At 34.9% G+C, this 14,147-nt stretch carries 13 protein-coding genes and 2 pseudogenes; 4 read left to right on the top strand and 11 right to left on the bottom strand.

The features are described 5' to 3' along the window. Window positions 1-402: 402 nt before the first annotated feature. Window positions 403-1,869, bottom strand: coding sequence for an NAD(P)/FAD-dependent oxidoreductase (locus LC087_RS04220; protein ID WP_226539544.1), 1,467 nt, complete (start codon window positions 1,867-1,869; stop codon window positions 403-405). Window positions 1,870-2,056: 187 nt separating this feature from the next. On the opposite strand from LC087_RS04220, the gene LC087_RS04215 reads away from it, so the two are divergent. Next, window positions 2,057-3,523 (top strand): esterase/lipase family protein, encoded by a 1,467-nt coding sequence (locus LC087_RS04215; protein WP_306020099.1) that lies wholly within the window; start codon window positions 2,057-2,059, stop codon window positions 3,521-3,523. A 179-nt stretch (window positions 3,524-3,702) separates the two neighbouring features. On the opposite strand, the gene LC087_RS04210 is transcribed toward LC087_RS04215, so the two are convergent. Further along, window positions 3,703-4,215, bottom strand: a complete 513-nt coding sequence (locus LC087_RS04210) for a DUF6143 family protein (RefSeq protein WP_226539548.1) — start codon at window positions 4,213-4,215, stop codon at window positions 3,703-3,705. Window positions 4,216-4,465: 250 nt separating this feature from the next. Further along, window positions 4,466-5,055 (bottom strand): annotated as a pseudogene (locus LC087_RS04205) (NAD(P)H-dependent oxidoreductase). A 189-nt stretch (window positions 5,056-5,244) separates the two neighbouring features. Here LC087_RS04205 and LC087_RS04200 point away from each other — a divergent pair. Both LC087_RS04200 and LC087_RS04195 read left to right on the top strand, forming a co-directional pair. Further along, a complete protein-coding gene (locus LC087_RS04200; RefSeq protein ID WP_226539549.1) occupies window positions 5,245-5,898 on the top strand; it encodes an MtnX-like HAD-IB family phosphatase in 654 nt (217 codons plus the stop codon). Continuing rightward, a complete protein-coding gene (locus tag LC087_RS04195) occupies window positions 5,895-6,944 on the top strand; it encodes an iron-containing alcohol dehydrogenase family protein (RefSeq protein ID WP_226539550.1) in 1,050 nt (349 codons plus the stop codon). Before LC087_RS04200 ends, LC087_RS04195 begins: the two co-directional genes overlap by 4 nt. 137 nt (window positions 6,945-7,081) lie before the next feature. Here the strand turns inward: LC087_RS04195 and LC087_RS04190 are convergent, their stop codons facing one another. From LC087_RS04190 to LC087_RS04175, 4 genes and pseudogenes are all read right to left on the bottom strand, one after another. Then, window positions 7,082-7,828 (bottom strand): CAP domain-containing protein, encoded by a 747-nt coding sequence (locus LC087_RS04190; RefSeq protein WP_226539551.1) that lies wholly within the window; start codon window positions 7,826-7,828, stop codon window positions 7,082-7,084. A 115-nt stretch (window positions 7,829-7,943) separates the two neighbouring features. Beyond that, on the bottom strand, window positions 7,944-8,384 hold the full coding sequence (locus tag LC087_RS04185; RefSeq protein WP_226539552.1) for an SRPBCC family protein: 441 nt from the start codon (window positions 8,382-8,384) through the stop codon (window positions 7,944-7,946). Window positions 8,385-8,483: 99 nt separating this feature from the next. Then, window positions 8,484-10,285, bottom strand: a pseudogene (gene pepF / locus LC087_RS04180) (oligoendopeptidase F). A 54-nt stretch (window positions 10,286-10,339) separates the two neighbouring features. Then, a complete protein-coding gene (locus LC087_RS04175) occupies window positions 10,340-11,110 on the bottom strand; it encodes a sirohydrochlorin chelatase (protein WP_226539554.1) in 771 nt (256 codons plus the stop codon). 164 nt (window positions 11,111-11,274) lie between these two features. Here LC087_RS04175 and LC087_RS04170 point away from each other — a divergent pair, with 164 nt between their 5' ends. Beyond that, window positions 11,275-11,697 (top strand): hypothetical protein, encoded by a 423-nt coding sequence (locus LC087_RS04170; protein WP_306020094.1) that lies wholly within the window; start codon window positions 11,275-11,277, stop codon window positions 11,695-11,697. Between the two features lie 72 nt (window positions 11,698-11,769). Here the strand turns inward: LC087_RS04170 and LC087_RS04165 are convergent, their stop codons facing one another. The 4 genes from LC087_RS04165 to LC087_RS04150 all read right to left on the bottom strand — a co-directional run bounded on the left by LC087_RS04165 (window position 11,770) and on the right by LC087_RS04150 (window position 13,938). Beyond that, entirely contained in the window at window positions 11,770-11,991 is a 222-nt protein-coding gene (locus LC087_RS04165; protein ID WP_306020092.1) for a hypothetical protein, read from the bottom strand. Further along, window positions 11,985-12,353: an FAD-dependent oxidoreductase gene (locus LC087_RS04160; RefSeq protein WP_306020763.1), complete on the bottom strand. Its 369-nt coding sequence runs from the start codon at window positions 12,351-12,353 to the stop codon at window positions 11,985-11,987. Before LC087_RS04160 ends, LC087_RS04165 begins: the two co-directional genes overlap by 7 nt. Window positions 12,354-12,378: 25 nt before the next feature. Then, window positions 12,379-13,068 (bottom strand): FAD-dependent oxidoreductase, encoded by a 690-nt coding sequence (locus tag LC087_RS04155; protein ID WP_306020090.1) that lies wholly within the window; start codon window positions 13,066-13,068, stop codon window positions 12,379-12,381. A gap of 75 nt (window positions 13,069-13,143) precedes the next feature. After that, the gene (locus LC087_RS04150) at window positions 13,144-13,938 is read right to left on the bottom strand and encodes an HAD family hydrolase (RefSeq protein WP_226539560.1); all 795 of its coding nucleotides are present in this window, start codon (window positions 13,936-13,938) and stop codon (window positions 13,144-13,146) included. Window positions 13,939-14,147: the final 209 nt, after the last annotated feature.

Here is a 14,147-nt window from a genome sequence, read left to right as displayed (position 1 = left end):
ACTAAATGGCTATAGAGTAGTTGAGTCAAGAAAATCTTAGTTTTAGTGCGTGTTCAAAAAGTAGGGGAAAAAGAGCCGAGAAGTAGAAAAGTGTCATCGCCTTGATCATCCACGACAAGCATAAGCTAGCATTACCATTCATGAAATCTTATCTTATGACCTCGAGTGGCTAGGCGATAGAACTAGACAAGAACGAGGCGGTGTGCTCTATGGAACGTAGGCTAAGTACAGCCACGTCGCGAGAGCTAACACCTGCGCTAGCACCTCCTGTGCGTCGAAAGCGCTACCCGTCGCTGGACGCTAGACAAAAATAAAAGCACCATCCAAATAAGGACAGATTTTTATACTTTCTAACTCTGCAAAATAGGTCATCTGGCTAAGTAACAGATGACCTTTCAAAAATTAGGATAAAACTTCTATTTTGGTTCGTTTTTCTGATAGTTTTTCAACTATATCCCTTCCCACCAAAACTCCACATGCACTTGCTTGAGCTAATCCTCTTGTGATTCCTGCTCCGTCTCCCGCTGCATACAATCCAGTTATTTCACTCTCAAAGTGCTCGTTTAACTTTGGTCTAGCTGAATAAAACTTCGCTTCGACTCCATAAAATAAGGTATGTTCACTTGCAAGACCAGGTGAAACATGATTGAGTGCTTCTGTCATTTCAATTAAACTTTTCATCGTATTATAAGGAAGAACTAATCCGAGATCTCCCGGAACAGCTTCCTTTAATGTCGGCTCAATAAATCCTTCTTTTATACGTTTAATTGTTGAGCGGCGACCTTTCAAAATGTCTCCATACTTCTGAACGATTAAACCTCCGTTAGATAGGTGATTCGCTAGCTTTGATACTTCATGTGCATATTCATTTAGTGAATCAAATGGGTCAGAGAATTGGTGTGAAACCAATAAGGCAAAGTTTGTGTTTTCGCTTCCTAACTTTGGATCTTTATAGGCATGACCATTCGCTAACATTATCCCTGAATGATTTTCAACCACTACATGTCCAGAAGGGTTACTACAAAAAGTTCGCACCTTTGTCCCTACAGATGTGTTAAAAACAAATTTCCCTTCATAAAGGTGTTTGTTAATTTCCTCCATAACAATATCAGAGGTTTCGACTCTTACTCCAATATCTACTTGATTATTCAATAAGGAAAGTTTTTGTTTTTTGAGTAGATCAGACAACCACTTGGAGCCATCACGGCCAGGAGCGATCACAACCTTATCTGCATAAATAACCTCATCTTCTTTTACTATGACTCCTTTTGCGACCTGTCCACTAGTTGTTCTTTCGACAATCAGATTTCTCACTTCTGTTTTGAACATCATAGTGATTTTTTCTTTCAAAAATTCATAGATTGATTGTAGGATTTGCAAGTTTTGTTCAGTTCCTAGATGCCTCACTTGCGCTCTTAACAATTTCAATCCAACTGCGTATCCCCGTCGTTCAATTTCTTTTACTTCATCTGTTAACGGATCAGTTATTGAAGTTGTTGCACCATGATCAAGATTAATTTGATCGGCATATTTAATGAGTTCTACTACTTCGCTCGCTGGTAAGTAATCGGTCATCCAGCCACCAAATTCACTTGTTATATTAAATTTTCCGTCTGAATAGGCTCCAGCACCTCCAAAACCATTTGTAATTGAACAGGCCGGCAGACAGCCTGAAAAGTTCTTTTTCCCTACAGGAGGCGGACACTTTTCAATCTTCCTTTGTAATATGGGACAATTTCTTTTATATAAATCATGGCCTTTATCAATTAATAACACCTTTAAATGTGGTGATTTTTTTGTTATTTCATAGCAGGTAAAAATTCCTGCTGGTCCAGCACCAACAATAATGACATCATAGTGATTGTTCATAATAATCCCCCTAGAGAGCACTTAATAATACGCCTTTTATGAAACTCAATGGTAAATATAACAAGAGTTTGTGAGTTTGTCAAATAAAAAAACGAACATTATTTAATTTATTATAAAAAATATTCGTTTTTATGATTTTGTCAACATCACATGTTTTTTAGTATAATTACTCAAAAAGGAGTGTCGTATGAAACTCTTAATGTTTGTATTATTGCTCATTTCTACTTCCGCCTTATATTTATATATCAAGCAAAAACAATCGATCAATCGTAGAAATAACAAACATAATTGGTTTCAAGGGAAATTTCCCAAGGAGGAATTAATAGAGCACTACCCTTTGGTTTTTGTTCATGGGCTTGAAGGAGACGCAGAAGATTGGATAACTAATAATGAAATGGACGAACTTGTATGGAAAAAAGGCTACCTATCCGCTTATGTGCAACTTTATCCTAAAAAAAATATGTGGGTTAACGGTGAAGAGCTAGCAAATTCTTTAAAACAAATCTATAATTTTTTTGAAAAAGAACTAATTGTTATTGGGCATAGTAAAGGGGGAATTGATGCTCAGGCAGCGCTTGTGCACTTTGATTCATCTCCTTATGTAAAAAGCGTATTTATGTTAGCCACCCCTAACTATGGTTCTGAGCTTGCTGATCTTGCTTATAGTAAATGGGCACAATGGTTAGCTAACCTTGTTGGAATGAAGAATGAGGCGACCTATTGCCTTCAAACTAGCTACATGCGTTATTTTCGTCACTTAACTGATAAAAAAGAAATAATTAAAAAAAATGATTATTTTACCCTAATAGGAAATGACCGTGGAAAAATGACGAGTAAGCTTTTTTGGGGAGGGTTGTATTTGAGTCAATATGGAGAAAATGATGGAGCTGTGACAGTCAAAAGTTCTCAACTTCCTTATGCAACACAAGTAGCAGTTGGCAATTGGGACCACTATTCTATAAAGCAGGGAGAAAAGGTTTTCGAGGAATTATCATCTTATTTTAATGATAGAAAACCGAAAAACATCATACCAAATCCAATGATACAAGAGAAGAAATCTGTTTTATTTCGTGGAGGTATGTTTCAAAACCAACATGTGGAAACATTTTATATTGATGATACAACTAGAAAATTCCATTTAAATTGGATTGGAAGTAAGGAAAGCACAACATTATCTCTCATTAGTCCATCAGGGCACATTTTCAGCCACTTTTCCGTATCAAAAAATGAACAATCTTTCTTCACAAATTCTTTCAATTTCTTCATATCTATTAATCACCCTGAAACCGGCATGTGGCAAGTAAAAGCATTTCAAAGCTTACAAGAAGGTTTTTTTATGCACGTATTTTTCTTAAGTGATTTAACATTTAGGATTAATAAAAAACAATCAACCTTTTGTTTCAATTGTTCAATTCCGATAAGTTCTCAATTTTGCAAATTATGTATTGACCACTGCTCTCAAAATCAACGATTGTCATCTATAATCGTTAATCAAACAGTTTCAGAAAAAAATGAAGTCCCTATCGTAAATCAAGGTGAAGGCATGTATTACATCGAACTGGATATTGAAGGTCAGACAGATAAGGGAAATCCCTTTCAACGCTCTGTCTTTAAAACATACTATATTGATTCAGAAGGAAAAATGTACGAATAAACAAGATAGCCTCTGTCTAGAAAGTCAATTTGAATAAAAAATTACTTAAAACTAAAAGCCGAGAGTTAATTTCATATCACTCTTGGCTTTTGATTATAACAAGATCCGTTTTTTAAAAAAACTTTTGGACTAGTCCCTTTAATAAATCAACCCTACTAACTATTTGAGTTGGACTTTATTTAACAAATAATCTCTTTACTCTCAAACCATATAATATCAAATGTTGCTTCTGCCATAGATTCACTTTTAAAAAATACGAGAAACGATGTTCCAGGAACAATAATAAGCTGCCCCATGAGTTCACCTACTGCTAATCTTCCTAAAGAAGTTACGGGTGAAGTAGTGACTTTTACGCCCCCACTAGGTTCTCCTATAACAGAAGGATTAAATTCTATAATACCTTGGGGAGTCCTTCTTGATCCTAAATTTGTGTTCGATATGCTATTTGAGACGATTCTCTCACCTGGAGGAAGGGCATTAAGGTACGTCTCTTTAAAAATAGTTACTTCAGATAAATTGGATATAAAATACGTGTTTATAAATAAATTTACAGTAGAATCTATCGGATTATAAAGTCTTGCCCATGCAGAAGTGTCAGGTCCAAATTTTAAAGTGTCAGTTGTACCAATAAACATTTTTCCCTTCGAAGCTTGAAAAGAAGTATTTTCCACATTTACAACTGGTTTTAACATGACAAGCCTCCTTTCTATTCATTTTTTAACTCAAATTCGATTTAAAATAAAATCATCGTGTATTTATTAAATACAAACGTGAATTCACTATTGAGCATAAAATCGAATTTAATATATTTTATGAAAGGCGTGTCTAATATGTTTGAGGCAAAAGTGGAAATCCGGACAGTAATTTTAGATTGAAATATAAACAGTTATTAACCGATAATGAATGTTCAATCATATAAAACTTACAGTTGAAACAGTTTCTCTAAGATTTTAATGTTCTAAAGTACTCATAGACTTTATTTAATTTTTTCTGCTGATTACCTTTAGGGCTCTCCATACTACCAAACTGGAAAAAAATAACTTTTTTACTCCGACATAACTCATGATCGCTTTTTTCATTAAGGCTTTATGAGCATTATTAATGAATAGGGCTAAATAAAAGGAAGGTCCCTTCATCGTTGAAACAAAAACAGCCGATTTTCCTTTTAAAAGTCCTTCTGCTAGCCCTTTATCTCCTTTGAACTTGTAGGCAAAATTTGATGCAAAAACACGATCAAAAAAACCTAAAAGAATAGCAGGAGGCCGTCCCCACCAAATCGGATAAACAAAGACCATCTTATCAGCCCATAAGATCATTTCTCTATATTTCTGCAAATCAGGATCTATATGCATGTCTCTTCTTCGTTTTTCTTCATTGAAAATAAGGACTGGATCAAAGCCATCTTTATATAAATCTAAAACTTTCATATCCTTAATATGTTCATTATTCTTACTCCCCTCGATAATTTTTTGTAAAAAAGTATAGTTAAGACTTTGGTGATTTGGATGTGCATAAATAATCAGAACCTTCACTTTTCCACCTCTTTTATTATTAATAGAATATGTTAATGATAACTTACTTTCAGAAGATTTGTGAAAAAATTAGTAGAACTTTTCCTCTGTATTGTCATAGTGTAGAGGGTTTAGGAAATGATACAATACTGAAGGGGTAACATCCGACAAGGAAAGTTGCAAAAAAGAAGAATTCGGAGGGATTTCTATATGAAAAAATGGGCTTTTGTTTCGGACTTTGATGGAACAATTTCAAAAAAAGATTTTTATTGGGTTGTTATTGAAAAATATTTTCCTGAAGGTAAAGAACTTTTTCACGAGTGGAAGGATGGAAAATTGCAAGATATCGACTTTTTAACAACTGTTTTTCGTTCGATTGGTCAAGAAGAAGAACAAATTATTGAGGACATTTTGCAAATACCTATAGATGAAAAGGTTCCAGCTTTTGTTCGTGAGGTGCAAAAACATGGTGGAGACTTTTATATTTTAAGTGCGGGTACGGACTATTATATTCACCATATATTAAAGAAATACAATCTTGAAAATGTGAAAGTATTTTCAAATGAAGGGTACTATGATGCTAAAAATATTCATATGAAGATTGATAAAAACCATGAATTTTACTCTCCTCGATACGGGATTGATAAATCTAAAGTCATCTCAATGCTGAAAAAAGACTATCAACAAGTGTTTTTTGCGGGTGATAGTGAACCGGATTCTCATCCCGCAAAAGTAGCTGATGTCACTTTTGCGAAAGATGCGCTACAAACTATTTTACAAGAACAGGAAGTTAACTATGTCCCTGTCAGTTCATTTGAAAATATCCAAGACCACTTGCAGAAACAAGGGTGGTTATCCGTATGACTGTGACAAATATTCCTATTCCCGCAGTTTTAGAAATTAAACGGGATATTATTTATGAATTAGAAAACATTTTATTGAAGCATCATTTCTCTAGCGCTTTAATTTTGTTCGACCAATTTTGCTTTGACCATTATAAAAATAAAATTGAACACTCTTTTCAGTCGATTTCTTTAAATACTCTTTTGTTAAATGATGAGTTAAGTATAGATGATTTAATTAAATTGACTTTTTCATTAAATACATACGATGTCATTCTATCTATGGGTGGCGGAACGATTATTGATTATGGTAAATATATGGCGTTTTCAAGAAGAACCCCGTTTATGAGTGTTCCCACTTCGGCTTCTAATGATGGTTTTGCTAGTGGAAACTGCTCTTTAAAAGTAGGAGGGAAGAAAACAACAGTTCCTGCGAAAGTTCCTTATGGCATTATTGCTGATTTGGGAATTATTCAAACTGCTCCTGAAAGGTTTATTTTAGCAGGAATCGGTGATTTAATGTCGAACATAACTGCTTTATATGATTGGGAGTTTGAAGAGATACACGGAGTAAGTACAGTCAACGCTTTTTCAGCGATGCTTAGTAAAAAAGCCGTAAACAGCTTTATTCGTACACCCATGACTGATATAAAAAACCCTATATTATTAAAAGAGCTTGTTAGTTCTTTAACGATGGGCGGTGTTTCAACGGTGATAAGTGGGAATAGTGCTCCTATTAGTGGTTCAGAACATTTAATCTCGCATGCGCTAGATAAAATATCAGTTGCTCCACAAATGCATGGAATTCAAGTAGGTATCGCAACATACATAATTGCAAATGTTCAAGAACATAGGGCAGAACGAATGAATAAAGTTTTTTCAAGAACTGGCTTTTTTGAATACGTAAAAACATTAAAACTAAATCAAAAAGAATACAAAACAGCCATTGAAATGGCTCCATCGATTAAACCAAATCGCTATACATACTTACATGAAGAAAAGTATCAAAAAAAAGCTATCGATTTCCTCCAAACTGATCCTATATTAGAGGAAATTTTTAATTGGTAACAATTACTTCTATTAATTATTAGTCAATGTCCATATAATTTAATTCAAGAGGGACCTACACCCAACTAAGAGTAATTCGACGACTCAACAATCGATGGTAGGTCCTTCTTTTGATTTACCTCTAGCAACCAGCCTAATTATCTTCCTACAAACATTTGCGTCCAGTAGTGACCATTAGAGTTATATCCCACTCCAATATGGGTATAGTCTCCATTAAGAATGTTTTTACGATGTCCTTCACTATTCATCCAATCTTCCACTACGTCAGCTGCCGTTGGTTGCCCTTGAGCGATGTTTTCACCTGCCGTATTAAAATCAATGCCATAACTTCTCATCATCTCGAATGGTGTTCCATGATTAGGACTCGTATGAGAGAAATAATTGTTAGCTTGCATATCATCTGACTTTGCTTTTGCCACAGCACTTAATTCTTGATCCGCTTTAAGATCAGATAGACCATTTTTTCTTCTTTCTTCGTTTGTTAAATCAATGACTTGTTGAACTTCATCTGATAATGTAGCTGTCTCTTCATTCGTATCCGTATTTGGTGTTTCAGTTTCTTGATCACCAGTCTCTCCTTCAGGCTGACTTGGTGCTTCTTTTGGTGTTGGTGCTGCTTTCTCCCCCCCACCCTGTTGGTTGTAATAAAACTTATAAATCCCCTTACCAATAATTTTACTATTAGGGATCTTATCGCTAGGTATGGACGTACTAAATGAATTTTGATCAAACGTCACTTTTCCGTGACTCATTTCTTGAACTTCAGACGACATATTATCAGTTTCATTCATTTGATTTCCTGTCGTATTGTCTGTATTATTACATCCTACAATAGCAACGATCGCTCCCATTGTTATGGTGATTGAGAAAAGTTTCCTTAACAAAATTTCATCTCCTCCTTCACCCATAACATGTGCGAAAAGAAAGAAACTATTACTGACAAAGTTAACCTGTTCTTACTTGTTGATAATATTATTATGTAAACTAAATTAATAAAAATTATAAATTATCTATTTCTCTTGCTACCCCACTTGTCAATTGCTTTGTGATTTCATCAACTTTCGACTGTAACGTCCGATTAATAATCGTAGCAAGTGCTCCTTTTGCTTCAATGGTTAAACTCCCTTTAATCTCAGTTGTGATACTTCGTTTTGTTTTAGCTTCAAAAAAACCTGACCCTTCAAATGGCTGATTAAGACCTTTTAAATCGAAGGATACTTTAGAAGGTTCCTTCCATTCAGTAATGTTCACTTCCATTTTCACTAACGGCTTCATAAACCCTAAATCCATTTTAAAATGCCAGATAGACCTTTTTTCATTAAAAATTTTATGTATTTGATACCCTGGAACTAGTGGTGCCCAATTATTCATGTCCTGTATGTAATTCCACATTTCCTTATAATTAACATGAACTTTCTCTACAAAAAAACTTCTCGCCATTTTCTCAACTCCATTAAACCATTTACTACAGTATATGAATTTTAAAATGGTTTATGATGGTTACAATATAAGACCTGCCTTTAGAGACAGGTCAACAAATTAATGAATCATTATTTGTTCGAAATCATCCAGAATCCCTGAAAAAACATTTAGAGCGTTTTGAATCGGCTTTCGTGAAGTTAAATCAACCCCTGTTTCAGCTAAAAGCTCTAAAGGATACTTCGAGCTTCCTTTTTTCAAAAATTCCAAATACGTTTTTTGTGTATGAGGATCACCAGCTAACAATCGATCCGCAATATCAATCGCAGCCGCATATCCTGTAGCATATTTATACACATAAAACGGACGATAAAAATGGGGGATTCGTGACCAACCAACTTTAAGTTCTTCCCCTCTAACCACTTGGTCACCATTATAATTTTGATAAAGACGTTCATAAACTTCACTAAACACATCTTTATTTAATGGCTGCTCCTTTTCCGCTCTTTCATGTGTTTCTTTTTCAAATTGTGCAAACATTACTTGTGTATACATGGTTCCTTTGAAGCTGTCGATAAAATGATTCAATAAATGCTTCTTAACCTCTTGATCTGTAGTCTTTTTCAATAAATTACGAATTAACAACACTTCATTTACGGTTGAAGCGACTTCTGCAACAAAAATGGAATAGCCAGAAGAGATTAAGGGTTGGTATTTAGAGTATAATACGAGTGCATCGCATGTCCGCACTCATGTGTTAACGTAAATAAACTATCTAAGTCATCACGATGATTGAGTAGTATAAAAGGATGAACTCCGTATAAACCTAAGTTATATGCACCAGACCTTTTTCCTTTTGTCTCTCTTACGTCGATATAACATTTATCTTTAAATGATGCTAATGTGGATACATATTCCTCTCCTAAAGGTGCTAAGCTTTCAAGCATTTGTTTATAAGCATCTTCATAGGAAATGTCAACATCTGCATCTTTTATTAATGGGACAGACAGATCATAAGGACGAAGCTCATCAACGTTTAACACCTTTTTGCGAACGGATAAGTATTTTTCCATTGGTTCGAGGTGATTTCTTGTTTCGTGAATTAAGTTGTCATATACAGACACAGGTACTCTATCTGCAAATAAGGACCGTTCAATTGCAGAAGGATAGTGACGCATTTTTGACAGCTGGACATTGTTACGAATAGCTGCTGATAGTGTTGTTGCGATGGTATTACTATTTTGTAAATAAGGTTGATAGTATGCTTCGTACGCTTCTTTTCGCTTTTGTCGATCTTGCTTTTTCATAATTTTAGAGAACATTCCACGTGTCAGCTCTACTTCATTTCCTTCATCATCTTTAACTATTCCAAACCTTATATCAGCATTATTGATCATACCGAAAATTTTTTGTGGGGCTGAAAGAGCTTCACCCATTTGTGATAAAATCTCTTCTTGTTCCTTATTTAACACATGTTGTTTATATCGGAAAGAATCCAGTAAATCATCTTCAAAATAGCGGAGACCTTCTATGCACTCTATATACGACTTTAGCTCCTCTTCTTCTAAACTTAACAAGAATGGCATAAAAAATGAGCGAGCAGCAGTTAATTTTTGACCGAGCTGACTGGCTTGGTCCATCATGGCTTGTGAGGAAGTCTCTCTTGTATCTAAATCTTTTTGCAGCATAGTATAAACATACAACTTCTTATAACTATAGCCGATTTCTTCATCAAGCTTTAAGTAGTCAAAAAGAGACTGGGCATCTTTTATATTTCCGTCATATGATTTAATCTTTTCAATCGATTTTTCAACTTTTTCAAAATCTGCTTTCCATAAGGATTCCGATTCATATATATCTTTTAGATTCCATTTTTCTTCTGTTGGTACTTCTTCTCGGTTTTTGTAATTCAAATAAATGATCCCCTTTCACATATTTTATCTTATTATACTCATTTATTCGCTCATTGAACCTTATTAGACTATCTTATTTATGTATAGATGAATTTGTTTTTTAAGCCATTTTTCAATCAATGAATGTGGCAAGATCGTTTCCCCATTATAACGATATGAAAAATCTTTTAAACGATTAGGTATTTCCGTTTTTGTAAAATAGCCTTTACTTAAGAAAAAGGGAAAGACAATGACAGGTTCTTCCGGAAAATTCATCTCCCAATCCGTTAACTTTTTGATCGACTGATCTGGAAGAAGCATTGCATAATCAACATCAGAAAAATCTCCCTCCTTTTTTATCTTTAGAGCAATACTCTGCAAGATAGCGATCCATTTTTCATGAAATCCACTTTTGTCACTTCCATGAGCAATAATTAACACACGCTCATTTTTAGGTTCAATTGATAACGCCTGAAGTTTATTTAAAATCATCTCAATCACAATTGGATCGTCATTTAAAGGGGAGCTCATCTGTACACTTGAATTTATACGAAAAGGTTTTATATTCGTTTGACAGTCTGGAAATTTTTTTAATCCAAATGCAAACTTCATTTCATCAATATGAGTGCTTCCTGATGATACAAAAAGGGGGATAACAATCATTTGTGTGACTCCTTTTTGCTCTAATTGGTCAATCCCTTGCTGAATCGTTCGATCTTTGACCACTTCTAAGTATGAGGAAACAATCGGAATTTCATAAGATTTTCCCAACTTGTTGACAGCGTGATTAACATTATTTACCCACTCTACATCCCTGGATCCATGGCTGATAATGAGAACTCCGACTTTTTCCAATTACATCCCCTCATTTCATTCAATTAAACTAGTTTCTTTAGCGTACCATAAAAGGGAGAGTTATGCAGTTTTCAGCATCCAGAGAGGTATATGAACCTTATAGAATCTTGAACATATGCTGATAAGGACACTTACCTAATAATCAATGAAAGGGTGAAACGATTATGCCAATGCCTACTTATCAGCGTGGCTACTACCCTCCTGTTCAATCATATAGATTTGAACATCAACCTCAAAGAATTGGTGGTTTAGTGAAAGGTTTAATGACTATGAGTAATTATTTTGGAAATAGCGGTTTTGGAGGCAATCCTTATGGAGGAAATCAAGGTATGGGTGGAAATCCATTCGGGCCTGGGGGAAACCAAGGGTATGGTGGATTTCCGTTCGGACCTGGAGGAAACCAAGGATATGGTGGATTCCCATATGGAATGGGTGGAAATCAAGGGTATGGTGGATTTCCGTTCGGACCTGGAGGAAACCAAGGTATGGGTGGAAACCCTTATGGTCCAGGAGGGTTTCCTGGAATGGGTGGATTCCCACCTGGACCCGGGGGGACATGGTGGTTATGGCGGATTTCCACCCGGTAGACCACCTAACATGGGGAATATGATTGGAAAACTTCTTGGGATCATGTAAAAAGGTAGATTCATGCTACCTTTTTACACGTTTTCAAGCTTATGATATCTCTTCACTGCTTTTCTGATTGCTGCGAAAGGTAATCCCATAGAAGAAGGATAGGCAGGGACAAAATCTTCAACTTTATAGATATCTGCTTCCATTTTAATTAATAGAGCAATCATAGAGATAATATCCTTCGCTTGTTCTCCTATACAAATACCACCAGCGATCACACCATTCTCATCTATAGAAAGTGTTAACATGCCTTTTTTTTACGGTCATCGATGTATGCTTTAAAATTATCTTCCGTGTAGTCTATCGTGACTGTTTTAAATCCATTCATGTTACCGACTGTCGAAACTTGTGGGTTTTCATGAAAGGATAACGGAATGTTACGATCATCTATTGGATTAACCTTTTGCCCTAACGCATGAAGGGCAGCTACCTTTGCTTTTGCTTTAGCAAAAACAGCTGCAAAAGGCATTTGTGCATCTCCTACGATATAAATAGAAGGACAAGTAGTCATACCATATTCATCACAGTCTATGGAGTTAAATTCATTTAACGTAAGGCCACACTTTTCTACACTTAAGTTTTTCACATTTGGTTCAAATCCAAGAGTGATAAAGGCAGCTTCTGCTTTATAGTCACTACCATCTTCTCTTTTTGCTACAACATGCTCCCCCCTTGCTTACGACACTTGTAACATATGGCCCTTTTATTATGTTTACTCCTTTATCAATGTAAAAGTCTAATAAATAGTTTTGAATATTCTCATGGTAAAGTTCAAAAGGCTGTTGTGGAAATAACCAGGTTACTTTTATACCTAAATTCGAGAAAAAATTCACCATTTCATATCCGATTGGTCCATCTCCGACTACTAGCATGGTAGATGGAATAAAGGTTAGTTTATATATATTTTGATAGGAAAAGATACGGTTTCCATCTGGCTGCATTTTATTTGGAAAAACCGGATGTGATCCAGTTGCAACAATCACTTTATTACTTTGAATAAGGTGTTCGTCATCTGAGAAAACACGAATGGTCTCTTGGTCTATAAATTCTGCTGTTCCTTTAACAATATGTATTCCTTTTTCTATTAATTTAGCAGAAAGAGAAATTTCCCACTCTTTCTTTCGTTGTTCAAAAAGTGGATTCCAAAATGTTTGGTACTTAAGGATATCCTTTTCATGGTTTAAAATCATATTTGTATAGGCTGACTTTAGTTCACCAATGGGATGATTACTAACTAAAATGACATTTTTGCTCCATTCAGCTGCTGATAAGGCAGCTTCTACTCCAGCAGGTCCTCCGCCTATAATTGTTACATCAGCTTTCATTTTAGTCCTCCTTTTATTTTGTGAATGTTTTCACAATAATACTTTACTATACCCTACCATAATTTTCTACCCTTTTTAATACATTTTATTCAACTCTTGTACTAAAGGAAAGATCTCTTCCAATCTGCTGATTTCATAATCAGGCACTACTTCATTTTTTATTTTGTTATTTCTGTTTATCCAGACGGTTTTGATCCCTACACGATATGCTCCTAGTATGTCTGTCATTAAGTTATCTCCTACCATTATTGCTTCTTTTTTATTAATAGATAGTAGGTTAAGGGCATATTCAAAAATGCTAGGATCTGGTTTCCCTTTTCCAAAATCACCTGAAATGACAATGTGGTCAAAATATGGTGATAACTCAGGTGTTAACTCTAGTTTTTTCATTTGTAAATCTGGTGCACCATTTGTTAAGAGAAGTAGTTTATATTCTTCCTTTAAGTGATCTAAAACTTGAAACGTTTCACTATAGACAAAGGGATGTTTTTTCCTCTCTATACGAAATTGTTCAGCTAAAGTCGCCCCTAGATCTGAATCATCGATTCCAAGTAGAGCTAGTCCCTTTGTCCAGGTTTCTTCTCGATATTTCGGAATAATCTCATTCATTTTCTGAAAATCTTTATGGTCATGAGTAAAATCTCCCCACAGCCCTTCAAATGGATTAATCCCAATCATTTTTGTGAACTCATAAGTATCATAAGAAGAGTATAGCTTTCTTGCAGTTTTTCTAACAGCTTTTTCTAGTGTATAAGGGTCTAATGGATATTTTGTTTGCGCAAACTGGCATGTTTTTGCAAATGCTTCGGAAACACTTCGCTCATCCCAAAGTAATGTATCATCTAAGTCAAAAAAAATCGCTTTAATCATCTGTATATCTCCCATTTCTATTCATTATCAATTATTTAGTTTTTAACTAAAAACAAGGTAATCTAGTATAGTTTTAGACATAAAGAATTGAGATACCTGCAAAATGAAAAAATTTTTGTCACCTGTTTTGTAAAAAGTATCGCATAATATTATTCGTTTACAGCTAAAAAAAATGAGAGTGTAAGAATGACGATTTTTTATTAAGAATA

Origin of the sequence: Bacillus carboniphilus (assembly GCF_020524035.2) — a bacterium.
Lineage (GTDB): Bacteria > Bacillota > Bacilli > Bacillales > JAIVKR01 > Bacillus_CC.
Note: the sequence above shows the minus strand (reverse complement) of the source record. Positions and strands in the feature narration are given on the sequence as shown.

Coding starts and splice junctions, on each gene's coding strand:
- LC087_RS04210 (WP_226539548.1), bottom strand. CDS start 4,215: ATGTTAAAACCAGTTGTAAATGTGGAAAATACTTCTTTTCAAGCTTCG.
- LC087_RS04220 (WP_226539544.1), bottom strand. CDS start 1,869: ATGAACAATCACTATGATGTCATTATTGTTGGTGCTGGACCAGCAGGA.
- LC087_RS04195 (WP_226539550.1), top strand. CDS start 5,895: ATGACTGTGACAAATATTCCTATTCCCGCAGTTTTAGAAATTAAACGG.
- LC087_RS04155 (WP_306020090.1), bottom strand. CDS start 13,068: ATGAAAGCTGATGTAACAATTATAGGCGGAGGACCTGCTGGAGTAGAA.
- LC087_RS04170 (WP_306020094.1), top strand. CDS start 11,275: ATGCCAATGCCTACTTATCAGCGTGGCTACTACCCTCCTGTTCAATCA.
- LC087_RS04150 (WP_226539560.1), bottom strand. CDS start 13,938: ATGATTAAAGCGATTTTTTTTGACTTAGATGATACATTACTTTGGGAT.
- LC087_RS04215 (WP_306020099.1), top strand. CDS start 2,057: ATGAAACTCTTAATGTTTGTATTATTGCTCATTTCTACTTCCGCCTTA.
- LC087_RS04165 (WP_306020092.1), bottom strand. CDS start 11,991: ATGTTAACACTTTCTATAGATGAGAATGGTGTGATCGCTGGTGGTATT.
- LC087_RS04200 (WP_226539549.1), top strand. CDS start 5,245: ATGAAAAAATGGGCTTTTGTTTCGGACTTTGATGGAACAATTTCAAAA.
- LC087_RS04185 (WP_226539552.1), bottom strand. CDS start 8,384: ATGGCGAGAAGTTTTTTTGTAGAGAAAGTTCATGTTAATTATAAGGAA.